The following is a 22134-nucleotide window of genomic DNA, read 5'->3' on the forward strand; positions in this document are numbered from 1 at the left end:
GATGTGGGCATTGTGCCGAAGCCCAGCACGGATGGCTATCCACGGCTGCTTCAGCATCCCGACCACACTGCAATAATCGCAATTGAGTTATCCATTATCCCCTTCTCACCCCTCCAGGGGCTTACATGGCTGTGTAGCTCACCTTTCGTAGAACCATCATTGCGTAACTGTTTCTCCTCCCACTGGCAGCACTTCCCAATGTCCCCCCTTACGCGGCCCGACAAAACGCAACCGCCCTTCCTTGACCAAGGCAGAAGTTGCCCGCTCAACGGTGCTGGTTGATTTGCCTATCCGCTCAGCCACTTGTTTGAGGGTCAAGGTTGGCTCAACAGCTAAAACACCCAAGATCAAGTCCGGCGTTTTTACCCGCATTTCTACCTTCGTTTTTGCCTGATTTTCTACCCGCGTTTTTTCCAACTGAGTGGCTTGCGATGCAGGTTGAACAGCAATCGCTTGAGCTAAAGCATCCCTTAATGCCTCAAGCAGAAACAGGATGAAGTCGGTGCAGTCACTCAGTCTGTCGGCTTGGCTTAGCTGTTGGTAATAGTGTTCCTGTCGCTCCTTGATGACTGTTTCGACCGGCAAGAAGGCCAGAACAGGCTGCCAGCGACTCAGGATCACCGTCTGCCATAAGCGTCCCATACGCCCGTTCCCATCAGAGAAGGGATGTATGAACTCCAATTCGTAGTGGAACGCACAAGAAGCGATCAAGGGATGGGCTTCAGTATCTGCCAACCATTGCAACAGTTGTCCTATCAGACGTGGCACTTGATTGGCTGGCGGTGCCATATGTACCAATTGCTCACCACGATAAATACCGACTCCACCACTGCGCCATGCCCCGGCATCATCACAGAGTCCGAGCATCAGTCGCCCGTGGGCACTGAGCAAATCTTCCGCAGACGCAGGATCCCAATCAGGCATTACCTCATAGGCAGCAAACGCATTACGGACCTCTTGGATTTCCCGTGGAAGCCCAAGTACCGTCTTCCCCTCAATCACTGCCGTCACCTGCTCAACACTCAGAGTATTGTGCTCAATAGCTAGCGAGGCTTGGATGGTGCGGATCCGGTTCTCTCGACGCAGCATCGGCACCTGGGAGCTCTGAGCAAACCGCCACTGCCCCACCAACTCGGCGATGTCCGCCACCCGGCTCAACATGGCGTGGGTCAGGGTGAAGGGAGGGGAATAGGCTGCCATGGGTTACTCCAACTGATGCGATAACAAATGAGGGTTAGCTTAACAGATCCGGGTGCAGAAACTCCCGGATCAGATGCCATCTAAAGCTGCAGTAAAAGTCTTTTATCAACACTAATAAGCCTTCAAAGGTTACTCCCCCCAAAACACTGATATCCCTGCCCACGGCGCTTGGATTCCTTTTTGGCAAGGTATGCCGCATGGAGCAGCACTTTTTTTATAGCCACAGGATCATCTGAGAAAACTTCGTGCTGTCCCTCCTCTGACAGTTGAACCAACCCTCGCCTCCTGCAAAAATCAATTGATAAATCCGCTTCAAAGACGGCTCGATGCCAAGCCACTCTAAGCTTGTTTGCCAGATTCATATTCTCAGACTTAAATCTTCCCAGAGAGCAATAGGCATCCCCATTTAAGAAAAACATCAAGTGATAGTGAGGAACGACAGCCTCTGCTGTTTGCTCCCTCGCCCAAACATATCTGATTGCTGTTTTGCGAACTCTTTTCCCATTTGTAGCTTGGCGTATCTGATCCAGAACAAACAGTTTTTCAAGTTCCGCAAAGAATGCTTTCAGCACAGCGCCATGATAACGTGAACTGCATTCTGATAAGATCATAGTAAAAATATTATCAGGGAAGCGAAGGTCAACTCTAAAAGCAAAGACTCTAGAGTATTGAGCAAAAGCATCATTCATCACAGTAACAATTTTACTGAGGTTATCCTTATCAAAAGTACACCCATTTTTCTGGTAGTGGCGTTCAGCCGCCATTCGATACTCATTAAGAGTGCCAAACATATTAAACCCCATTGGTAGAAGAAGGACCACACTCTGCGAATGTATGCCTGTGTTAGAATTTAGGTAGCAGTTTTCGAGTGTGCACTAGCACACTTTCATTGAAGATTTGAAACAGAGATATCAACATAACGATATAATAGGTTATGAATTCCGGCATGCTGATGGTTATGAAATCTACATGTTTGTACTGTCGAGCTGCATACTGCGTATGCAGTGTTATTCGATGTTTACTTGCACTCCTTATTTATATATTACTATTGCCGACACCAAAGTGTTGAATATAAAACCAACCGAATGACTCTAATCCCAGATAGGACAAGACTTGTAGCCTGTACAACGAGCCAATTTATTTCAATTGCTCGTCAGAAATTAGCCTTAGCGAAGATTTCTTTTCTCTTCAATCCACGACTCTATTTCAGAGCTAACCCAAGCAACAGATCTTGGGCCGATCTTAACTGATGCTGGAAATGTCCCGTCATTCATCTGACGATAAACTGATGCCTTAGATAGTGATGTCATTGCGATGACAACTTTCAATTTAAGTAGTTTCATGATGAGCTCCTTTGTCGTCCATAGGACGTGGCGCTCGTGTAAAAAAGTAAGTAATGCTCTTCAGAACGTCGTAGAAACTGAGGCATGTCACGAGAGAAATAACAAGCGCTCCTCTTACGTTCTGCACCACAGCTAGCAAGTTGTAAGACTGGAGAATCACCTCTATCCAACTTCTACGTTAAATTGACCCAGCTAGAGATCATAGTATTTAAAATGGTATCCTCACTAAATGCCGGAAAATTTCTCACAACTACCTCTATCACAGCTTAGATGGGGGAGGCCTCATGTACCAAGCATCCGCTTACTCTCAATTACGTGAGACAAAGCAAATTATTGACAATAAGATGTTGAAAAACACTCGCAAATCACTCATAAAATGACATTTGTGCATCAAAAAATACTCACCAAATGACTAAGTCATACACCTAAAACCAAAGAGGTTTTATATGCCAGAGATCATAGAGTTAATTAATTTAGATCAGAGAGGGATGAGATTTATATCCAAGTTGCTTAGCTTATCTATTAGTCCAACAAGCACGAAATCTATTGTCTTGGGAATGATTAATGAAAAGAAGCTACATATTGAAAATAGACTAGCATTCAATAGATTTGGTTTTTATAGCAACAATGATATTAACGAGGAACAAATTATTTCTTGGGTTGGGAATGAGTGTATAGATCTTCCTCTATTTGATTGGATTGACACCAAAAATAGCAGGCTGTGTATCTATGCTTGGTCTTATATTCGGTTATTAAAAGAATCATCATTAAAACAAATACTAGCCAATCACACTCCATCGCCAAGTAGAAGTGACATATTTAAAACACAAGCATCTTCTTTAGGCGGGCAATATTTTTACGAAATAGCTAACATAGAATCACTACCGAAAGATAATAAAACAAGAAAAGAAAATATCATTGAGTTCTTTGATTTAATTGATTGTAAAACCTTACAAAAAAAAGAACTATTGGAGCAGCTTAAATTAAAATGGATGCGTTGCACAGAAAAAAACGAGGTTTTAAATTGGACAAATAAAAATAATCAACAATGGGCATGGCATTATCTATTTAAAGACAATCCTCCTATATGGTTTATCAATAACAACCAACCCGATAACTACTTAAATGGAGTTGTTGCGACGTTCGATCTGCTGAACGACGATCCAGACAAAAGAGAGCTCCTAATATCAAAAATGAAGTCTGCTTGGTCGCAAAAGGCATATCGGGATAAAAACAATGGCAAGAAGGCTGTCAGTATTGTTCTATCTGAGGACATTATAAAAAAGCTAGATTTTATTTGTGAAAACACTGATAGAAGAAAAAATGAGGTCGTCACAAGATTGATTAGAGAAGAATATGAACAAATAAAAAAAGGCGGACACTAGTCCGCCTTTTTATTTTAATTTTCTTACGAATTCAATAACATTGCTATGAATATTAGTTTTTTGCGGATCATTTGCCACCTCTAGTTCGACCAACTCGCCCCAACGTTGCCATAGCATTTTTTTCTTATCGTCATGTTGTGAACGATGATAGGTTCTAACCAATTTATTGAGTGGAAGGTGATTCAAACACAATTCGATTACTCTCTCTTCTGCGTCTAATCTCTCAGCCCAATTAGTTGCAGCACTACGTCGTAAATCATGTACGGTAAATGGTTCCATATCAGATAGCGAACGAGAAATGAATCGCCTTAAAGCTCTGGTTATCGAGTCAACTAAAATTGGCTCTATTTCATCTGTTTTGGGGCGATCAGATTCGAATACGAAATCACCATTGGCATACTGCGCCTGCTCTTCAATGACTGATTTCGCCTGAGGGGAAATAAAAACAGTATGAGCTCTACCATTTTTTGTTTCAGGTATAGTCCATATATCATCTTTTATCTGTGAAAAACGCATATTAGCGACTTCGCCTCTACGACATCCGGTCAGTATCAATAGCTTGATCGCATTCGCCGCTGGCAGAGAAATAGTGGCATGGCGAGAAACGCCACGCCCTCCGGCCGCCAAGCTACCACCACTCCCAAGATCCTCATCTATCGCCTTCCACAGCCTGCGCAATTCGGGAACTGTCAGCCATCGCTCTCTTGGCGAACCGGCACTGGCACCAAAGTCCTTTGGTCGCAACAGTCTCGCAGGGTTGGCCTCGATCAAACAGTGAACCACTGCATAATCCAACATCTGGTTCAGCGTTCCCAACCCTTTACGGGTTTCGTCTTTTGTTGCGCGCCTGGTTATCTCTAACGCTTGTGCCAAGTGGGCACGAGTCAGATCGATTAAGCGAATATTGCCCAGAGTCTTCTTGAGATGACGATTCCAACGCTCCTGATGGCATTGGAGGGTTTTGGGTTTGACGGCCTGAGCAACATGCTGTGCTTCGAGCCATCGTCCAAGCAACTCATCCATCGTCAGGGCTGTTTCATTTTTAGCCTTTTCTTGTGCCGCAAACTTGGTAGGATCAATGCCCCGCTTCACAAGCAGCACCGCTTTCCCATGCTCCTCTCTGGCTTTAGCCAGAGTCAGAGCAGGATAACTCCCCAGCAACAATTCGCCTTCACTACCACCAATCTTGAAGCGATATACAAAACGCTTGAGGCCACTTTCACGGATTTCTATTTTGAGTCCGCCACCATGCTTCGATTGAATCGCATAGCGTTTCACTTTAACCCCTTCGACTGGCTTGAGTGACGAGATCTCCAAGTCTTTACTTATCGCCATCGGTACCCCTCTCTGTACCCCTCCAGTGCAGTGCATTGGAGTGAGACTTTATGAAACAACTTGATACAGACATATTATGTAAACAACTGTTTTTAATCAAAAAAACATTTAATATAAAACCAACTGATTCTATATGAAACTAATAATTTCTGGACTCCTAAGGGACAGGCCACTGGTTCGACTCCAGTCGGGAGCGCCATATAAAACAAGGGGTTGGCATCATCACGACGCCAACCCCTTGGTCGTTTTTGGCGACAATGAATCTGGCCTGCCAACCTGCGGTGATGACCCTCTCCTTTCTGCGTTCAGAGCATGCGCTCTCTGATAGACTGCTTCTCTTCGGCTTGTCTGTGAGGCCAAGCCCTGTTTCATCTTGCAAAGGAGTGTTGGATGTCCGGATGTTCCTGGTGGGATAGATCCACCGGTTTTGCACTGCTGACCATTGTGCTGTGGGCCTCGCTGGCGGCGCTGACGTCACGGGTCACCAGCGTGTCACCACTGGTGCTGGTCGGGCTGGTGCTGTTTTTCTGCGGGGCCGGGACCTTGCCGTTCTGGCGCCAGTGGCGTGCTCGCCCAACTACCTGGCTGGTGACGATTGCGGCCTTGCTACTCTACCATCTGCTGCTCTTTATGAGCTTTCGCCATGCCCCTGTGCTGGAGGCAAACCTCATCAACTACCTCTGGCCGCTCTGCATCATTCTGTTCACCCCGCTGTTGCTGCCCGGCCACCCACTCCATGCCCGTCACCTGCTGGCTGGCGCCTTTGGTCTGGCGGGCTCCATGCTGGTGATGGTCAACGGCGAGCTGCAACTGCAGCAGGCCTATCTGCCGGGATACCTGCTGGCGCTGGGCGCGGCTGTCGTCTGGAGCGCCTACTCGGTGCTGTCACGCCGTCTGCCACCAGCACCCGCCGTGGTCACTGCAGCAGCCTGCCTGCCCGCAGGTTTGTTGGCGCTGCTGCTCGCTCGTCTGCTCGAAGGGCCTCTGCCGCTCGCGCAGATCCCCACCAGTGACTGGTGGCTGATCATCGGGCTGGCGCTGGGCCCGATGGGGGCCGCCTTTGTCACCTGGTATCTGGCGCTACGGGATGGGGATCCACGGCGGATTGGGGCGCTGGCCTACCTGACACCGCTGCTGAGTACCTTGCTGCTGGTGTTGCTCAATGGAGAAACGCTGACCTCGCGCCATCTGCTGGCCGGCGCCCTGATCATGGGAGGCGCCCTGCTCGGTATGCTGGGCCCACGCAACAACGCGCAAGCATCCCCAGCCAGTTAACTCGGCAACATGGGGCCACCTGACCCACGCTGTCATAAAAACGCCACCATCCCTGTTTAGGCTCGGGCCATGCTCCCCCATGGTCTGTGCTGACAGGAATCACCCCGTGAAAATCGCCCATTACGCCACCCTCTCCTCTCTGGTTCTGTTACTTGTCGCGGGAGGGCAGGCGCTGTCCCTCTACCACGGCTGGCAACAACTTGCCCGAACCAGTCAGGCCCAGCATCAGCACGAAACGCTGCAACAACTGGTGACCGTGACGCTGCAAAACAGTCTGCGGGACTACCTCAACAGCGGCGATCCGCAGCAACTGACCGCGGCAGAGAAGATCCGCCAGCAAGCGCTCTCCTCGATGGCCGCTCAGGATGATGCCGTGGCGGCCCCGCTCAGGCAGCAACTCGAACAGATGGCGCAGCGTATCGCGCACGACTATCAGGCCGCAGGCAAGCTCTCGGGCAACAGCCAGCTGCTGCTGCAAAATGCGGAGAGTGAGCTGGGCAGCCAGGTTATGGCGCTGATCCGCTATGGGGAGCAAGGCGCCAGCAGCGAACAAGCTGCCGTAGCGCAGCAATATCGCAGCGGTGCGGCCGAGATCCTGGCCAGCCTGCCGCGCCTCGCCCATTTGCGGCAAAGCTATATGGAGCAGGGCAACGAGAAGCTGCTCGAGGGGATCCGTTTCGAACTGGAGGCACTACAAAAACAGACGCAAGCGCTGCAAGCCTTGCCGCTGCTCGGCCTTTATGAAGAGGCGCCCACCGATGAGTTCACGCTGGGGGAGCCGGTGCGCAAGGAGCTGGGGGATCAACCGCGCAGTGAATTACGCTCGCTGCTGGGCCGCTATCCGCAGGAGCTGGTCAACAGCCGCACGGCGCTGCAACAGCAACAGGCTGGCCGCCAGGCCGTGCAGCAAGACATCATGGCGATGTTGCAAGCGACCAGGCAGATGGGGGAGCAACTTGCCCGCGAGCGGCAAGCTGTCAATCAGGAGTTGGCCACCATCCTCGGCACGCTGGCGCTCTGTCTGGTGGTGGTCGCCCTGCTGTTTGCGCTGGTGCAACGACGCTGGCTGCTCACCCCCTTGTTGCGACTGCGCCGTGCCTTTATGCAGCTCGATCAGACAGGGCAGGCCGAGCCGTTGCCTGCCGGGCACGATCGCAACGAGCTGGCCGATATCGTTGCCAGCTACAACCGGCTGATCGGCCGCCTGCAACTGGATCAGCAACAGAAAGAGGGGCAGCTGTCAGCGGTATCCCTCAGCCTGCAAGGAATGGTCAGCCAGGTTGACGAGATCCACCACAGCACCCGCACCACCGAACAGGTGGTCGACGAGAGCGGTCAGATGATGGATGAGCTGAACCAGCTGGCCGGAGAGGTCCATCAGGTCGCCGCCGACATCGCCCGGCATGCCCACCATAACGAACAAGCGATGAGCCAGAGCGAAGATCTGGTGGGTAGTATGCTGCACGCCACTCATCAGACCGGACTGGCAATTGATGAGAGCGATGAGGCGCTGCAAGCCCTCACCCGCTCGGTTGCCGATGTGACGGCCATTGTCGATGTGATCGGTCATATCGCTCAGCAGACCAACCTGCTGGCCCTCAACGCCGCCATTGAAGCGGCCCGCGCGGGGGAGCAGGGGCGCGGCTTTGCCGTGGTCGCGGATGAAGTGCGCCACCTCTCGGCCAATACCCAGCAATCCCTCAACCAGATCACCGATATTCTGGGGCGTCTGACCCAATCCGGTGAACAGCTTGGCACCGTGCTGAACCGGATCACCAGCGAGTCAAGCCGCCAGCGGGCACAGGCGGAGCAACTGCGCCAGACCACCCGGGCGGTACGGGAGATCGCCCGCAACACCGCAGTCATCGCCCTGCAGGGGGCCGACAACGCCAAAAGTCAGGAGCACAAGCTGGCCAGTTTTGCTGATCTGATCGCCCGTATCCATCAGCATGCCCGGCAGGTGAGTCAGCTCTCGGTGCAGGTTTCGTCCCATATCCATCATCAGGCGCAGCAGATCCCACGCATCCTCGGCCAGCAAGGCTGACCTTGCTTCTTATCGCCCACTTCCCTGCCAAGCGACTTTCCCTCCCTTGGCGGGAAAGTTTTTTTGCGCCACAAAATTATCTGTTACCTGCCGGTTAACTACGCCCTTCCCCGCTGCAGTATGAAAACCCGCACTGGCGCTGGTCGCAGCCACAAGAAAACGCTTTCATTACCGTAATACCTGCCGCTAGGCTGTTTACGACCTTGCCCATGATTATTTGCACTCGGTCATACTTTTGAAACGTTGAGGGAACTTTTCATTGATATTTCGCACCGCGAACGTACTCTTGGAGTTGTCCGATAGCCAAGAATCGGAACATAAAAAAACAACATGTGATGATCAGGACTGCGAACTACAGATGTGCCAAGACATCCGGATTTGCAGGTAACCAAGACAAGATTTTTTGCCCTTCGGGGTTTTGATTGCAATGCCAATACCGAGCGGTAGGCCTGATGCCAACTGCCGGAAAAAAAAAGCTAAGTCCATAAAATCAGGAGCAATAAAAATGGAAAAAGTGATCTTCAAGCGCGCCGCTTTGAGTGCCGCTGTGGTAGCCGCGCTGGTCGCCCCCGGCATGGCATTGGCTGCTCAGGACATGATGAGCCCAAACTACGGCAAATCCTATGAGGCCTTTGCCGATGATGCCAAGCTGAGCGGTGGCCTGTTCTACTTCCAGCGTGAGCGTGATCGTAAGAATGATGAGGGTAAGTACCAAAGCAACCTGAGCCACTCTACCGCTCAAGCAGCCCTTAACTTCAACTCTGGCTACGCGTGGGATGTTGTAGGCCTGGATCTCGGTGGCTATGGTGCCTACGACCTCGCCGTTGACCAGACTAACGGTGCCAACGAAGAAAATGAATTCTCCTTCTGGGGCAGTTCTTGGGGCACTAGCGATGGCTTGTCCGAGAACGGTGCCAGCCTGACCAATGCGGCTCTGAAGTTCAAATTTGGCAACAGCGTGACTGCCAAAGGCGGTTACACCCAGCTCTATGTTCCCGGTATCATCGGTGTGAACTGGTCCTATCAGCCGGGTACCTATCGCGGTGGCCAGATTGAAGGCAACTTCGGTGGTCTCTACCTGACCTACGCCATCGCTGACGAATACAAAGCCCCTTGGTTCAAAGAAACCCAGATGTTCTCTCGTTCCAAGTCCAAGCCTTGGGTGTCTGGTTACAGTCCATTGGAAGATCAATACAAGATCGATTACATCCACGGTATCGCAGCCCGTTACACCTTCGAAAATGGCACTGCTGTGACAGGTTCATTTGGTCAATCTAAAGACTACATGGACAGCTATCACTTCAAACTGGCCCACAAGTTTGACGTAATTGGCGGCCTCTCCACCAGCTACCAGTTCTACGGTTCTGAAACCTCTGATTTTGTCGCTACCGCAGGTGATGCAGGCAAAACCTACGATGGTATGGCATGGCAGCAAGCGCTGACCGCCGCATGGAACTACGCCCAGTACGGTTTCCGCCTGGAAGGTCTGTGGACCAAGGCTGAGGGTGATGAAGGCAACTACCTGCCCCGTCTGACCCGTGGCTACGGCAACTCACAGGGTGCCAACGAAATTTGGTGGGATTCCCGCTCCGACTGGAACGCCAACAACGAAAAAGCGCTGTTCTTCGGCGTGACTCGCTCGCTGGATGATTTGGTAGGTGCACCTGGCTGGTCTGTCGGTGTCTCCGGCGCCTACGGTTGGGATATTGAAGACGGTTACGGCCAGAAGCATGCTTCCGGCGAAGATACCGAATGGGCAGCCAACTTTGATGTCAGCTATACCGTGCAGGATGGCAAGCTGAAAGGCACCCTGTTCAAACTGCACTACACCGACTACAACAACGATCTGCCAACCAGCTGGGCATATCCGAACGTGTTCGCCTCCGAGCAGGACGTCAAGTTCCACATCATCATGCCGTTTACCATCATGTAATCAGGCAATACGATGTCAGCAAACCGGGCCACTTGGCCCGGTTTTCTTTTTTCCGGTTGGCAGGCTAACATGCGAGCCGGATAAGGGTTTTATCCGCTCACCAGCCCGCACGCTTTTGTCAGCAGTCACAAGGACGCCATCATGCCCCGTTTTGTTCTGATCACCGGTTGTTCCAGCGGTATTGGCCTCACCGCCGCACAGGCGCTGGGGCAGCACGGTTTTACCGTGATCGCCTCGGCGCGCAAGGCGGAAGATGTGGCCCGCTTGCAGCAACAGGGATTGCTGGCAGTACAACTGGATCTGGCAGACCCCGCCTCCATCGAGCTGGGTGCCAGTGCGGCGCTCCATCTGGCGGGCGGGCGCCTCTATGGCCTGTTCAACAACGGCGCTTATGGCCAACCCGGTGCGCTGGAAGATCTGCCCACCGAGGCGCTCAGGGAGCAGTTCAATACCAACCTGTTTGGCTGGCACCATCTGATCCGGCAGGTGCTGCCGCCGATGCTGGAGGCCAAAGAGGGCCGGATAGTGCAGAACAGCTCGGTACTGGGGCTGGTTGCCATGAAGTATCGCGGCGCCTACAACGCCAGCAAATTTGCGCTGGAAGGTTATAGCGACACCCTGCGCCTCGAACTGGCGGGCAGCGGGGTACATATCAGCCTGATTGAACCGGGCCCCATCGATACCCGTTTTCGTGCCAATGCCCGCAGCGCCTTCTTGCGTCACATCGATCCGGCCCAGAGCCGCCATCAGTCGGCCTACCGCCAGACCCTGACGCGGCTGGAAAAAGAGGGGGCCACCAGCGGCTTTACCCTCTCCAGCGAAGCCTGCATCCCGCCACTGCTCCATGCACTGACCCACGCCCATCCCAAGGCGCGCTATCCGGTGACCACTCCGACCCGGCTGTTTGCCTTCCTGCGACGGGTATTGCCCACTCGCTGGCTCGACAAACTGCTGGCCAAATCGGCCTGATCCGGTGATTGGCGACAAGCATCCTGCCGCCCGGATTGGGTTAGCTGTATAGAGGCGTAATCCAATCCGCCAACCTTGTTTATCCCTCTCTTCAATAGTGTTCACCGTTGCTGTAGTAGGCGCTCTTGACCAGGGGGATCACCTGCACCACCACATAGGTCTGCTCCCCCAGTACCTGCTTCAGATGGCGCGTAATAAGGCGCGCGGCGGCATCCTGCATCTCCTGCGGCCGTTCGAACCAGTGCAACTCGACAAACGGAAATCCCGCCTCTGGCTCGCCGTTACGGATCCAGCAACTCTCCACCCGCTCCATGGTGACAAACTCCGGCTTGCCGCCGGTCAGCTCGCAAAGCTCGGCCAGCAGCGGGCCGCTCAGCTGTTGCAGGGTATCGAGCGTCACGGCGCGAAAACGAAGATGGGGCATGGCAAACCTCTTGGTTATCTGAAATGAGGACTTATCATAGGAGTTATTGTCAGCAAGAGAAGTCACCCGGCGCATATTAAGGATCCCCATGAGATTTCATCGCACCCTCTTTGCCTTCCTGCTCTGCCTGCTGCTACCGCTGCACGCCTTTGCCGATCCCGCCTTCTATCGGGTGAGCAAGGGCAACCAGCAACACTGGCTGCTGGGCTCCATCCATGCGGGCAAGCCTTCCCTCTATCCTCTTCCCGAGCCGGTCGAGCGCGCCTGGCTGCAGAGTCGCGCACTGGTGATGGAGGTGGACATGAACAGCATCACGCCGGATCAGTGGCAACAGACCGCCTCCCTTACCCGACTGGTGGATGGCAAACCGCTCAAGGATCATCTGCCTGCCGAGCTCTATCAACGCACCCTGATGGCGGGCGCCCGCTATGGCATCGACGAGGCTACCCTCGCCACCCTGCGCCCCTGGTTTGCCGCCATTACCCTGACCCAGGCCGCCATGGCCCGCTCCGACTTCAAGAGTGAACTAGGGATAGACCAGCACTTTGCTACCCGGGCCGACAAAGAGGGCAAGCCGGTAGTGGGCTTTGAAACCCTGCTGGAGCAGCTCGGTTATCTGGCCAGCGTGGGTGACAACCAGACCCTGATGCTCGCCAGCACCCTGGATGAGCTGCCGATGCTGGAGAGCGGGTTCGCCGCCGTGATGAAGGCGTGGCAGCAGGGGGATGAGGCGACGCTGATCAATCTGCTCAAGGAGGAGATGGCCCCGCCCGCGCTACAGAGCTGGATGGAGCAGACCCTGCTGGCCGAGCGCAACCACAACTGGCTGAAAAAATGGTCCACCCTGCCCAGCGAGAGCTTTATCGTGGTAGGCGCGCTGCACCTTTACGGCGAACAGGGATTGCTGGCGTTGCTTGAGCAGCAGGGGTGGCACATTACCCCGCTCACCACCCCGGGCCCGGTGCAGACTCAGGAACAAGGAGTCCAGTGAGAACGATCACAGAACACACTGGTTATTAAACAACCTGAAAGGGAGTTGATCGGGATCATCCCGGACGGGGCAAAGAGGTATTTATCATGCCTGTCATCAACCGGGTGACAGGAGCAATAAAATGGACTTTTGGCTGGACCTGATGTTTGGCAACAGCGTGGGATTGATGTCGATGCTGGTGATTATCGGCACCTTCTTGCTCATCAGCTCTTACGCGGCTTACTTCATCTACAAAGTGATGCACTCGCAGCCACCTCATTCACAGCAACCCTATTCTCAACAACCCAAAGAGGGAAAATAATCCTCTGACACAGGCGGTCGCTCACACTGACCGCCTGTGCTGTTTTATGGTTCGCGACTGTGCTTCCCGGGCCAGACTGCACTAATGTCCATGCTTGGCGCCCCTTATCCCCTCCCCCTTTCCCCGTTTTCTGTGCCGGTTACGGCCGTTATAATGGCCCCCACTTTTTCTTATGGGGAGCCTGCCGTGTCTCATAACGACGAACTCTCGCTATTCATGAATGAAGTGGCCGACGTGCGGCCCATTCGCAGCGACAACATCCATCCCCATGCGGCCAAATCCGCCCCGACCGAGGCGCAGCTCGCTCGCCGTCAGGCTGCCACCGCCGAGCAACTCGCCCTCGACCACCTCACCATGGAGGCCATCGAGATGCGCGATCCGCACGAAATCGTCGGCTTCAAACGCGATGGGGTGCAGGAGGGGGTCTACAAGAAGCTGCGGCTCGGCAAATACGAGCTGCAGGCCAGCCTGGACTTGCACCAGAAAACCCTCAATGAGGCGCGCCAGACACTGGTGCAGTTCATTGCGGATTGTGAAGTCCGGGATATCCGCTGCCTGCTGATCCTGCACGGCAAGGGGGAGCGCAGCACCCCGCGCGCCCTGCTGAAAAGCTATGTCAGCGCCTGGTTGCCGCAACTGCCCGCCGTCATGGCGATCCACAGCGCCGAGCGTCGCCACGGCGGCAGCGGTGCTCTATACGTGCTGCTGCGTAAAAGCGAACGCAAAAAAGCGGAAAACCGCGAACGGCACCAGAAGCGGCTCGGCTAATCCGCGTTTCGCCCCCACGCCTTTGGCCCGCCTGCATGAAGGTGGTCAACTATACAGCGGCGGTGTTAGCATCGAACGGCCCCGAGCATGCCAGGTACGGGGCGGCATACCATCAGGGACGATAACAAGGACAATCCCATGTCATATCAAAAGCTTGAACAACATCAGCAGCAGATCCACCGCTTTAGCCACCTCGCCGCCATCTGCGGCTGGGATCAGGCGGCCATGATGCCGGAAGGGGGCAACGATGCCCGCGCCGAAGCGATGGCCGAACTCGGTCTGCTAATCCACCAGAAGCGTACCGCTCCCGAGCTGGGTGACTGGATTGCCAGGGCCGAGAGCGAGCCGCTGGATGAGGTGCAACGGGCCAACCTCGGCGAGATCAAGCGCCAGTGGCAAGATGCCAGCCTGCTGCCCGGTGAGCTGGTCGAAGCGCTATCGCTCGCTGGCAGCAAGTGCGAGCACGCCTGGCGCAGCCAGCGCAAGAACAACGACTGGGCCGGCTTTGCTCCCAATCTCGAGGAGGTGGTGAAACTCTCCCGTGAAGTGGCGCAACTGCGGGCCGATGCGCTTGGCGTGCGCCCCTACGACGCCATGCTGGCGCTCTATGAGCCGGGCATGACCAGCGCGCGGCTCGATCAGATCTTCGGCGATCTCACCAGCTGGCTGCCGAACCTTATTCAGACCGTGAGCGAACAGCAAAAGGGCGATGCCCTGCTGCTGCCGCAAGGCCCCTTCCCTATCCCGCCCCAACAGGCGCTCGGTCAGGAGGTAATGGGACTGCTCGGCTTTGATTTCGCCCACGGCCGCCTCGATGTGAGCAGTCACCCCTTCTGTGGCGGCGTGCCGACCGATGTGCGGATCACCACCCGCTATAACGAGCAGGAGTTTGTCTCCAGCCTGATGGGCATAGTGCACGAGACCGGCCATGCCCGTTACGAACAGGGGCTGCCGCGCCATCTGCTGGGTCAGCCGGTGGCCGAAGCGCGCTCCATGGCAATCCACGAGAGCCAGAGCCTGTTTTGCGAGATGCAGCTGGGCCATCATCCGGCCTTTCTGAGTCTGCTGGCACCGCGCATTCGTCACCACTTCGGCGAGCAGGCGGCGTTTGCGCCGGACAATCTGGCCAAGCTCTACAGCCGGGTCGAGCCGGGCTTTATCCGGGTCGATGCGGACGAGGTGACCTATCCGGCCCACGTCATCCTGCGCTACGAGCTGGAGCGGGATCTGGTGGAAGGGAAGATCGAGGTGGCCGACATCCCCGAGCTGTGGGACGCCAAGATGCAGCAGTGGCTGGGGCTCTCCACCAAGGGCAACTACCGCAATGGCTGCATGCAGGATATTCACTGGACCGACGGCTCGTTCGGCTACTTCCCGAGTTACACCCTGGGCGCCATGTATGCCGCCCAGCTACGCTTTGCGCTCGAGAAAGAGCTGGGCAGCATGGGTGAGGTGATCGCGGCGGGCCGTCTGCCGGAGATCTTCGGCTGGCTCGGTCGCCACATCTGGTCACAAGGGAGCCTGCACAGCACCGACGAGCTGGTGCGCCGTGCCACCGGTGAAGCGCTCAACCCGCACTGGCTGCGCCAGCATCTGGAACAGCGCTACCTGAAGTAATGAGCGCAGTAAGCTAACAGCAGAACGGGGCCCTTTTTAGTTAACCACTACAGGGCCCCGTTTTTATGGCGGTTCATTTTTATGGCAGTGCATGGCACAGCACGCCATCACCATGTAGTAAAAAGAGAGGATTCAGAGGGGATCAGGGGAACCCAGCAACTCGCGCAGTTGCAGGATATTGCCCTCAGGGTCGAAGGCATTGCGCACCACGAAACCGGGCCCTGTCCACTGCTGTGGCAGCAGGCCGCCGCCGAGATCCGCCGCCTTCGCTTCCGCCCAGGCAAGGCTGGAGACGGTGAAGAACAGCTTGATGGCCCCCTCTTCCCGTAGTTCTGGCGGGCGGTTGATAACGACCTGCTCGGCATAGGGCTCTGGAATGGCGTGGATCAGCAGCTGGATATCGCTGTTTTCCAGCACCACCAGCTGCTCATCCTGATTGCAGACCACCATCTGCAGCAATGTACGGTAAAACTGGGTCAGCAGGCCCGGATCCTTGGCATAGATCAGGGCACCGGCACGAGCGGGGCCTGGCATGGAGCACTCCTCAATAGTGAACGACCGGGTGGACAGATCTCCACCTTCTCACAGTTGCGCGCCCCGTTCGATCCTTTTTAGCGGCTCGTCAGACTCACTGCACAAAGTGCCACTGCCGCAGCGCCAGCGTCGGCGGCGGCCCCTGATCTTCGCCCATATCCGCCATGCCCAGCGCCTCGTCATAATGCACCCCGCCAGCGCCGCTCTCGGTCAGATGCTTGGCACGCACCGCCCCGTACAGACCGCCACTCCCGGCAATCTTCATCTCGGTGAGCGGAGCATAGAGGGCGGCATAGAGCGGGGTATTGCCCGACAACTTGACCCCATCCTTGCCACTGTATGCGGAATAGATGGAAATCGCCGGATTACCTGCCGGTGTCAGTCCCTGCTTGCCTGCCGTGACCTCGGCTCCGGCCCCGAGATCGATCTTGCCGCTGACGATCAGGGTCAGGCTGCTGCCCGGCTCGACCGTCAACTGGTTGCTGCCGCCCATGGTGAAATCCTTGCCGATCAGCAGCACCACATCCCCCTTGATGGTGAGCTTGGCATCCGACCCCATATTGAGGCTATCGAGCTGATACACGGTCTGCTCCTTGCCAAACAGCTCCCCCTTGCCGGGCAGCGGCAAGGCAGGCTTGTTCTGGTTACTGCTGGTGACCGAGCCGGTAGAGGGATCCGTGGTCAGCACCATCTGCTGGGTGGCCCCGAGCGTCAACGGGCCATTGATGGGCAGTGTTGCAGGGGGGAACGATTTGGCCAGCGCGGCCACATTGAGCGGGTCACACACCTGCCCGGCTACCGGTGGCAGCTTGGGGTGGGTGCGGTACTGGGGATCCAGATACTTCTGGTTTTCAGGGTCATTGAAGCTGCCAATCCCGCCATAGCTCAGCTGTCCACTGTCAATACTCGTCTTCCAGCCCATAGCAACGTCACCATTGACCGCCACCTGGCCACCGATGCGTCCCCCTTTCAGAGTCAAACTGCCGCCCCCTTTCACATTACCGGAGACCCGGACAATCTTGTCCGAAGAGGGGGAGATAATGACGTCGCTCCCGGCATTCACGTTGCCGGAGATGGGGGAAGATCCGTTCAGGGTCACCGAGCCGGTCGCCCGTACATCGCCCCAGATGGGGGAGTGCCCGGCGAGCACCATATTGGCCTTGTCGCTAACGGTCGCCACCTTGGCATTCTGGTTGATGTTGGTGCCGCCATATTTGCCCTTACGCGAGTCATAGCTATCGATAAGACCGCTGCCGGAGAGGCTCAACCCTTCGCACGCCACCACCGAATCCTGGAAGATCAGATTGCCCGGTTCACGCTTGAGGGCAAACAGCGCGTTGAGGCTGGCATTTCCCTCCAGATAGCGGCCATGGCTCTGCAACGCCAGCTTGCTGTCGGCTTCAGTATCCAGCTGCTCGATGCTGAAGCGGCTACCCGCCATCGCCCCTTCGCCCTTGCCCGGCACCTTCTGCACCAGCCGATCCCACTCGATGCGCGGCTCGGCGCCAAGCGCCTGACGCAGGGCGCGATAACTCTCGTTCATTCCCTGCTCGGCACTGAGCTGCGCATTGATCTTCTTGTGAAAATTGCCGCTCAGGCGAGTCTGCAACTGGTTCTCCTGAATGCTGGTAAACACCAGCAGACTCGACAGCAGGCTCACTACCAGCACTACCAGCAATACGGCTCCCCGCTGCCTCTTCAATCCCTTGTTCATCCTGCTCCCCCAGTTGTGGCGTTGGCACCGGATGTGGCCAGCGCTGCCGCCCAGACCGCCTTGCGACGGGCCACCTGCACCTCTACCCCCGGCTCCAGATAGCCGGGCAGCCCTTCGGGCAAGATACGGATATTGACCAGCGTCCCCTGCTGGCCGAATTCAAGATCCTGAAGATGCGCCAGCAACAGGCGCGCGCCGTCCCCGTCATCGCAACTGAGTACCGGCGGCGTGAAGCGGTACTGCTCGGTAAAATCGGCGGTTTTCTGGTTGCCAAGGCAGGAGAGCACCTGACTGCCCCCCTCCACCTTGAAGGCGAGCGTCAGGCGATCAGGGGTGACGGCAATCAGCTGATCCGCCTGCTTGATGCTGTTGGTAAAGGTCAGCGTGGCAAAGCGCAGCACTTCGTTTGCCTGCTCCAGCGCCTTGCTCTGCTCGACCGTGCTCTTGATGGGCACGTACCCGGCAAAAATCGCCAGTATCAACATCAGACCGAGCACCATGGAGATCATCAGCTCGACGAGACTGACGCCTCGCTGTCGGGAGGGAACGCTCAGCATAGGGGGGGAAATCCTGCGTTCAGCGCCACCCGCTTGGCACCGGAGACCCGCTTGTCCTGCCACTCGATAGCGACCACAAAGTTATCGCTGTAGCGGTTCGGCAGCACCAGCCGGTGGCCATCATGCAGGGTGAAACGGGCGAGAAAATCGGCCTGGGTGAACCGCTCCGGCTTGCGCTGCACTTCGCACAGCGAGCTCCAGATCTGCTCCACGCTGTTGCTCGCCTCTATGGTGGCCAGCGTGCTCTGCAGGCTGTAGTGTGCCTGCTGCAACGAGACCACCTGCCCCTTGGCGAGACCGAGAAACACCATCACCGCCAACACCATGGAGACCATGATCTCCACCAGATTGAAACCCTGCTGGCGAGCAGGCGCGGCGTGTCTCATGAGCAACTCCCTTGCAGCAGCTGACCGCTCGGCGCCACACAGAGCACGCGCTGATCACCGAGTCGATTGGCCAGAGTGATCTCGGTGTGGCGGCTGCTGCCGGTTGGCGCGATCCGGATCGGCTCAAACGGCTCGATCACCACGCCGCCAGCGGGTGCTGCCGCCTGACGCAGCAACTTGCTATCGACCATCACCTCCCAACCGCCGCTCTCGGTGCCCTGCAGCACCACCGGCAGAGTCAGCTTGACCGCCTCGCTACGGGCAAAACGGTAGGCAGAAGCGAGCTCGGTAGCAGAGCGCTCGAGCCGCTCGGCCGCGAGGCGCTGACTCATGGAGGGCACCGCAACCAGCAGCAAGATGGCGGCAATGCCGACCGTGACCATCAACTCAATCAGGGTAAATCCGCGCACGTTCATCTTATGATCCCCAGCAGTCATGACGGTTGGCCGCGCGATAACCGGTGTGATCGAGCGTCAGAGTGCCGCACTCATCCTGTTGTCGCGTCGTCGGAATGGCTTTGAGCAGGTAGTCGCCAGCGTCTTGCTGGCTGTAGTTGAATTGGTAGAAATCCGTGCAGGGAGGAGGGACAAACGTGTCGGGATAACGGCCCTGTTGGGTATAGATACGTTCGAGGGCGAGCGCCTGCTCCAGCAGTTGCTGCTGTGCTTCGTAACGACGCCCCTGTTGCAGATACCCCTGATACGCTGGCAGCACGATGGCCGCGAGAATGCTGACAACCGTCATGGCGATCAGCAATTCGATCAGACTAAACCCCCGGCAATGGGGCCATGCCGTACAGTCGTTCACTTATCATCCTTGGCAAGTGTTGTTGTTATTGGTCGGCCGCTGGCCGCAAAGAGCATGACTTAATAATCACGAAAAATTAACTGACTCGATTGAACAACACAAAACCGTTCCCCTCAATCGCAAAAAGATAATTATGTGATCTGTTATCAGTTTTTAATCAGCTTGCAACACCACTAATCTCGCAAGGCAAATAAAGTTGAGCCAATCCCCCTGCCGAGTCGCTCGGGGTGAAACGACGGGGTAGCCGATTTTTGCTATCCCTGTCCGCTTCTGGCTAGTCACAACCCCCTCGCCCCCTTACTCTCTTGCCATCTATTCCAACAAAATATCCCAGCAAAGGCGCCATGCAATGAATGCGAAGCCAAGCCCAGACCCATCACCGGATGATGTGATCAACGCCCTCAGCCGCGAACAGTGCCACGCCGCGCGGCTCGCCCGCGATGCGCGCTTCGATGGCCGCTTCTTTACCGGCGTGATCTCGACCGGCATCTACTGCCGGCCCGTCTGTCCGGCACGGCCACCGCACGAGCACAATGTGCGCTACTTCCAAAGCGCCGCTGCCGCCGAGCAGTATGGCCTGCGCCCCTGTCTGCGCTGTCGCCCGGAGCTGGCCCCCGCAGCCCGTGGCGATCTGCCTGTTGAGCTGGCACGCATACTGGCCCGCATCGATCGCGGCGAGCTGGCGGACGGCACGCTCGCCGAACTGGCTGCAGAGGCCAGGATCAGCGAACGCACGCTGCGCCGCCAGTTCGAGCAGCACCTCGGTGCCTCGCCAAAACAGGTAGAGCAGACGCGCCGCCTGCTGCTCGCGAAACGGCTGCTGACCGAAACCGGGCTGCCCATCACAGATATCGCGTTTGCGGCAGGCTTTGCGAGTATCCGCCGCTTCAACGACGCTTGGCTGAACGCTTACGGGCTGGCCCCGCGCACCCTGCGCCAGCAAGAGCAGCACGATGACGCGACAGAACACATTGGCTCGGAGCCGCGCGGCGCAACCCTGACGCTGCAACTGCCCTACCGCCCTCCGTATGATGTGGCGGCCATGTTGGCGTTCTACCGGCTGCGGGCGATCCCGGGGCTGGAGCGGGTGGATAGTGAGGTGTATGAGCGGCGCTACCGGGTCGGCGATCAGGTTGCGCTGGTACGCATCGCGCAGGGCAAGGGGCATAGCCTGCAGCTCACCGTCCATGATCTGCCGCTCGCGGCGCTGCCTGATCTGCTGTATCGGGTGCGCCGGATGTGGGATCTCGATGCCGACATGCAGCGGATCGGCGATCGGCTCGGTCAGGATCCGCTGCTAGCCCGTTTGCAGGCGCGCTGGCCGGGCGTGCGGCTGCCCGCCGGCTGGGATGAGTACGAGGTGATGCTGCGCGCCATCGTCGGCCAGCAGGTGTCAGTCAAGGGGGCCATCACCCTGCTCGGGCGACTGGTGGCCCGCACCGGGGCGCAATTCGGAGTGGCGCAACTGCCGACCCCCGCCCAGTTGTGCGAACTCGATCTCGACGGCATCGGCATGCCCGGCAGCCGCATTCGCACCCTGCGGGGAGTGGCCGAGGCGCTGGCCAGCGGCGAACTGACCCTAACTACGGCCAATGACGAGCAGTTGCTGGCGCTACCGGGCATAGGCCCCTGGACAGTTTCTTACTGGCGGCTGCGCTGCGGGCTGGATACCGACGCCTTCCCCGCCTCCGATCTGGTGCTGCAAAAGGCGCTCGGGGGCGGCACCAAGCTGCCGGTGAAGGAGGTGTTGGCGCAAAGCGCAGCGTGGCAACCGTGGCGCAGCTATGCGGCCAGCTGGCTGTGGCACGCCATGAGCGAAGCACCCAATTTGCTGCTCCATGCCACCAGCAACGAAAACCAGCCAGATAACCAACAACAGGAGATAACCCCATGATCCGCTACGATATCCTGCCGACCCGCTGTGGCGATCTGCTGGTCGCCATCAATGAATCTGGTCTGGTACACGTGGACTTTGTGGTGGGCCTGCGAGCACTGCCAGATATGAGTGGCTGGCAACAAGAGCGCGAGGCGCTGGCCCCCTTCCTCGCCGAATTTGACGCCTATTTTGCCGGTCGCTTGCAGCGCTTCTCCCTGTCCCTTGCGGCTCGCGGCACCGCTTTTCAGCAAGCGGTGTGGCAATCATTGTGTGATATTCCCTACGGCGAAACTCGCAGCTACAGCGATATTGCCCGAGCCATCGGCAAGCCCGATGCGGTACGGGCAGTGGGGGCGGCAAACGGTCGCAATCCACTCTCGATCATCGTTCCCTGCCATAGGGTGATCGGCCAAAACGGCAGCCTGACCGGCTATGCGGGGGGATTGGAGATCAAAAAGATGCTGCTGGATCTGGAAAATAGCCCTCGTAATACCGCATCAAGCCACGCTACCTGAATATCACACGTTATATGCTATACCTCGTCATAAATGATAATTGAGAGCGCATGGCGTAACGTTAAATAACAAAACAGGTATGATAGCCTTCACATTAAGGTAATGGCGCAACATTCAACAACCATGACCCAACGAAAAAACAACAATTGAAATGGAAATT

The 22134-nt window shown here is 56.3% G+C and carries 22 protein-coding genes; 11 read left to right on the top strand and 11 right to left on the bottom strand.

Annotated features, from left to right (window positions below; all coding sequences use genetic code 11):
* Positions 1 to 156: 156 nt before the first annotated feature.
* The 3 genes from OKC27_RS09865 to OKC27_RS09875 all read right to left on the bottom strand — a co-directional run bounded on the left by OKC27_RS09865 (position 157) and on the right by OKC27_RS09875 (position 2543).
* Positions 157 to 1200: a Fic family protein gene (locus OKC27_RS09865; protein WP_182939010.1), complete on the bottom strand. Its 1044-nt coding sequence runs from the start codon at positions 1198 to 1200 to the stop codon at positions 157 to 159.
* A gap of 122 nt (positions 1201 to 1322) precedes the next feature.
* Positions 1323 to 1964, bottom strand: a complete 642-nt coding sequence (locus OKC27_RS09870; protein ID WP_182939009.1) for a YagK/YfjJ domain-containing protein — start codon at positions 1962 to 1964, stop codon at positions 1323 to 1325.
* A 402-nt stretch (positions 1965 to 2366) separates the two neighbouring features.
* Entirely contained in the window at positions 2367 to 2543 is a 177-nt protein-coding gene (locus tag OKC27_RS09875; protein WP_182939008.1) for a helix-turn-helix transcriptional regulator, read from the bottom strand.
* A 446-nt stretch (positions 2544 to 2989) separates the two neighbouring features.
* Here OKC27_RS09875 and OKC27_RS09880 point away from each other — a divergent pair, with 446 nt between their 5' ends.
* Positions 2990 to 3928 carry a hypothetical protein gene (locus OKC27_RS09880; RefSeq protein ID WP_182939007.1) on the top strand — a complete coding sequence of 313 codons (939 nt, stop codon included), beginning with the start codon at positions 2990 to 2992 and terminating at the stop codon, positions 3926 to 3928.
* Between the two features lie 9 nt (positions 3929 to 3937).
* On the opposite strand, the gene OKC27_RS09885 is transcribed toward OKC27_RS09880, so the two are convergent.
* Entirely contained in the window at positions 3938 to 5263 is a 1326-nt protein-coding gene (locus OKC27_RS09885; protein ID WP_182939006.1) for a tyrosine-type recombinase/integrase, read from the bottom strand.
* A gap of 390 nt (positions 5264 to 5653) precedes the next feature.
* Here OKC27_RS09885 and OKC27_RS09890 point away from each other — a divergent pair, with 390 nt between their 5' ends.
* From OKC27_RS09890 to OKC27_RS09905, 4 genes are all read left to right on the top strand, one after another.
* Positions 5654 to 6538: a DMT family transporter gene (locus tag OKC27_RS09890; RefSeq protein WP_182939005.1), complete on the top strand. Its 885-nt coding sequence runs from the start codon at positions 5654 to 5656 to the stop codon at positions 6536 to 6538.
* 106 nt (positions 6539 to 6644) lie between these two features.
* A complete protein-coding gene (locus OKC27_RS09895; protein ID WP_182939004.1) occupies positions 6645 to 8582 on the top strand; it encodes a methyl-accepting chemotaxis protein in 1938 nt (645 codons plus the stop codon).
* A gap of 505 nt (positions 8583 to 9087) precedes the next feature.
* Entirely contained in the window at positions 9088 to 10515 is a 1428-nt protein-coding gene (locus OKC27_RS09900) for an OprD family outer membrane porin (protein WP_182939003.1), read from the top strand.
* Positions 10516 to 10656: 141 nt separating this feature from the next.
* Positions 10657 to 11484 carry an SDR family oxidoreductase gene (locus OKC27_RS09905; RefSeq protein ID WP_182939002.1) on the top strand — a complete coding sequence of 276 codons (828 nt, stop codon included), beginning with the start codon at positions 10657 to 10659 and terminating at the stop codon, positions 11482 to 11484.
* Between the two features lie 91 nt (positions 11485 to 11575).
* Here the strand turns inward: OKC27_RS09905 and OKC27_RS09910 are convergent, their stop codons facing one another.
* Positions 11576 to 11908 (bottom strand): DUF1904 family protein, encoded by a 333-nt coding sequence (locus OKC27_RS09910; RefSeq protein ID WP_139407990.1) that lies wholly within the window; start codon positions 11906 to 11908, stop codon positions 11576 to 11578.
* Between the two features lie 88 nt (positions 11909 to 11996).
* Between OKC27_RS09910 and OKC27_RS09915 the strand changes: the two genes are divergently transcribed.
* From OKC27_RS09915 to OKC27_RS09930, 4 genes are all read left to right on the top strand, one after another.
* Positions 11997 to 12899 carry a TraB/GumN family protein gene (locus tag OKC27_RS09915; RefSeq protein WP_182939001.1) on the top strand — a complete coding sequence of 301 codons (903 nt, stop codon included), beginning with the start codon at positions 11997 to 11999 and terminating at the stop codon, positions 12897 to 12899.
* 121 nt (positions 12900 to 13020) lie between these two features.
* The gene (locus tag OKC27_RS09920; protein ID WP_182939000.1) at positions 13021 to 13200 is read left to right on the top strand and encodes a DUF3149 domain-containing protein; all 180 of its coding nucleotides are present in this window, start codon (positions 13021 to 13023) and stop codon (positions 13198 to 13200) included.
* A gap of 186 nt (positions 13201 to 13386) precedes the next feature.
* Positions 13387 to 13968, top strand: a complete 582-nt coding sequence (smrA, locus tag OKC27_RS09925) for a DNA endonuclease SmrA (protein WP_005338734.1) — start codon at positions 13387 to 13389, stop codon at positions 13966 to 13968.
* Positions 13969 to 14106: 138 nt separating this feature from the next.
* Complete coding sequence (locus OKC27_RS09930) at positions 14107 to 15585, top strand: carboxypeptidase M32 (RefSeq protein ID WP_182938999.1); 1479 nt, start codon at positions 14107 to 14109, stop codon at positions 15583 to 15585.
* A gap of 132 nt (positions 15586 to 15717) precedes the next feature.
* Here OKC27_RS09930 and OKC27_RS09935 read toward each other — a convergent pair whose 3' ends face one another.
* The 6 genes from OKC27_RS09935 to OKC27_RS09960 form a co-directional block, all read right to left on the bottom strand.
* Positions 15718 to 16119, bottom strand: coding sequence for a VOC family protein (locus OKC27_RS09935; RefSeq protein WP_182938998.1), 402 nt, complete (start codon positions 16117 to 16119; stop codon positions 15718 to 15720).
* A gap of 94 nt (positions 16120 to 16213) precedes the next feature.
* Positions 16214 to 17833, bottom strand: a complete 1620-nt coding sequence (locus OKC27_RS09940; protein ID WP_182938997.1) for a DUF7305 domain-containing protein — start codon at positions 17831 to 17833, stop codon at positions 16214 to 16216.
* The gene (locus OKC27_RS09945; protein WP_182938996.1) at positions 17830 to 18390 is read right to left on the bottom strand and encodes a PilW family protein; all 561 of its coding nucleotides are present in this window, start codon (positions 18388 to 18390) and stop codon (positions 17830 to 17832) included. Before OKC27_RS09945 ends, OKC27_RS09940 begins: the two co-directional genes overlap by 4 nt.
* The gene (locus tag OKC27_RS09950) at positions 18384 to 18776 is read right to left on the bottom strand and encodes a type IV pilus modification PilV family protein (RefSeq protein ID WP_182938995.1); all 393 of its coding nucleotides are present in this window, start codon (positions 18774 to 18776) and stop codon (positions 18384 to 18386) included. Before OKC27_RS09950 ends, OKC27_RS09945 begins: the two co-directional genes overlap by 7 nt.
* Positions 18773 to 19192, bottom strand: a complete 420-nt coding sequence (locus OKC27_RS09955) for a GspH/FimT family pseudopilin (protein WP_182938994.1) — start codon at positions 19190 to 19192, stop codon at positions 18773 to 18775. Before OKC27_RS09955 ends, OKC27_RS09950 begins: the two co-directional genes overlap by 4 nt.
* A 1-nt stretch (position 19193) precedes the next feature.
* Positions 19194 to 19583 (bottom strand): type IV pilin protein, encoded by a 390-nt coding sequence (locus tag OKC27_RS09960; RefSeq protein WP_182938993.1) that lies wholly within the window; start codon positions 19581 to 19583, stop codon positions 19194 to 19196.
* Positions 19584 to 19932: 349 nt separating this feature from the next.
* Here OKC27_RS09960 and OKC27_RS09965 point away from each other — a divergent pair, with 349 nt between their 5' ends.
* Together OKC27_RS09965 and OKC27_RS09970 are read left to right on the top strand one after the other, a co-directional pair.
* Positions 19933 to 21477, top strand: coding sequence for a DNA-3-methyladenine glycosylase 2 (locus OKC27_RS09965; protein WP_182938992.1), 1545 nt, complete (start codon positions 19933 to 19935; stop codon positions 21475 to 21477).
* Positions 21474 to 21974, top strand: coding sequence for a methylated-DNA--[protein]-cysteine S-methyltransferase (locus tag OKC27_RS09970; protein WP_182938991.1), 501 nt, complete (start codon positions 21474 to 21476; stop codon positions 21972 to 21974). Before OKC27_RS09965 ends, OKC27_RS09970 begins: the two co-directional genes overlap by 4 nt.
* The last annotated feature ends 160 nt before the right edge of the window (positions 21975 to 22134 follow it).

The sequence above is a fragment of the Aeromonas sp. QDB62 genome (assembly GCF_027705695.1).
GTDB classification, from domain to species: domain Bacteria; phylum Pseudomonadota; class Gammaproteobacteria; order Enterobacterales; family Aeromonadaceae; genus Aeromonas; species Aeromonas allosaccharophila.

Excerpts from the sequence above, each read along its gene's own strand:
- OKC27_RS09865 (WP_182939010.1), bottom strand. The coding sequence starts at position 1,200 with ATGGCAGCCTATTCCCCTCCCTTCACCCTGACCCACGCCATGTTGAGC.
- OKC27_RS09870 (WP_182939009.1), bottom strand. The coding sequence starts at position 1,964 with ATGGCGGCTGAACGCCACTACCAGAAAAATGGGTGTACTTTTGATAAG.
- OKC27_RS09875 (WP_182939008.1), bottom strand. The coding sequence starts at position 2,543 with ATGAAACTACTTAAATTGAAAGTTGTCATCGCAATGACATCACTATCT.
- OKC27_RS09880 (WP_182939007.1), top strand. The coding sequence starts at position 2,990 with ATGCCAGAGATCATAGAGTTAATTAATTTAGATCAGAGAGGGATGAGA.
- OKC27_RS09885 (WP_182939006.1), bottom strand. The coding sequence starts at position 5,263 with ATGGCGATAAGTAAAGACTTGGAGATCTCGTCACTCAAGCCAGTCGAA.
- OKC27_RS09890 (WP_182939005.1), top strand. The coding sequence starts at position 5,654 with ATGTCCGGATGTTCCTGGTGGGATAGATCCACCGGTTTTGCACTGCTG.
- OKC27_RS09900 (WP_182939003.1), top strand. The coding sequence starts at position 9,088 with ATGGAAAAAGTGATCTTCAAGCGCGCCGCTTTGAGTGCCGCTGTGGTA.
- OKC27_RS09905 (WP_182939002.1), top strand. The coding sequence starts at position 10,657 with ATGCCCCGTTTTGTTCTGATCACCGGTTGTTCCAGCGGTATTGGCCTC.
- OKC27_RS09910 (WP_139407990.1), bottom strand. The coding sequence starts at position 11,908 with ATGCCCCATCTTCGTTTTCGCGCCGTGACGCTCGATACCCTGCAACAG.
- OKC27_RS09915 (WP_182939001.1), top strand. The coding sequence starts at position 11,997 with ATGAGATTTCATCGCACCCTCTTTGCCTTCCTGCTCTGCCTGCTGCTA.
- OKC27_RS09920 (WP_182939000.1), top strand. The coding sequence starts at position 13,021 with ATGGACTTTTGGCTGGACCTGATGTTTGGCAACAGCGTGGGATTGATG.
- OKC27_RS09930 (WP_182938999.1), top strand. The coding sequence starts at position 14,107 with ATGTCATATCAAAAGCTTGAACAACATCAGCAGCAGATCCACCGCTTT.
- OKC27_RS09935 (WP_182938998.1), bottom strand. The coding sequence starts at position 16,119 with ATGCCAGGCCCCGCTCGTGCCGGTGCCCTGATCTATGCCAAGGATCCG.
- OKC27_RS09940 (WP_182938997.1), bottom strand. The coding sequence starts at position 17,833 with ATGAACAAGGGATTGAAGAGGCAGCGGGGAGCCGTATTGCTGGTAGTG.
- OKC27_RS09945 (WP_182938996.1), bottom strand. The coding sequence starts at position 18,390 with ATGCTGAGCGTTCCCTCCCGACAGCGAGGCGTCAGTCTCGTCGAGCTG.
- OKC27_RS09950 (WP_182938995.1), bottom strand. The coding sequence starts at position 18,776 with ATGAGACACGCCGCGCCTGCTCGCCAGCAGGGTTTCAATCTGGTGGAG.
- OKC27_RS09955 (WP_182938994.1), bottom strand. The coding sequence starts at position 19,192 with ATGAACGTGCGCGGATTTACCCTGATTGAGTTGATGGTCACGGTCGGC.
- OKC27_RS09965 (WP_182938992.1), top strand. The coding sequence starts at position 19,933 with ATGAATGCGAAGCCAAGCCCAGACCCATCACCGGATGATGTGATCAAC.
- OKC27_RS09970 (WP_182938991.1), top strand. The coding sequence starts at position 21,474 with ATGATCCGCTACGATATCCTGCCGACCCGCTGTGGCGATCTGCTGGTC.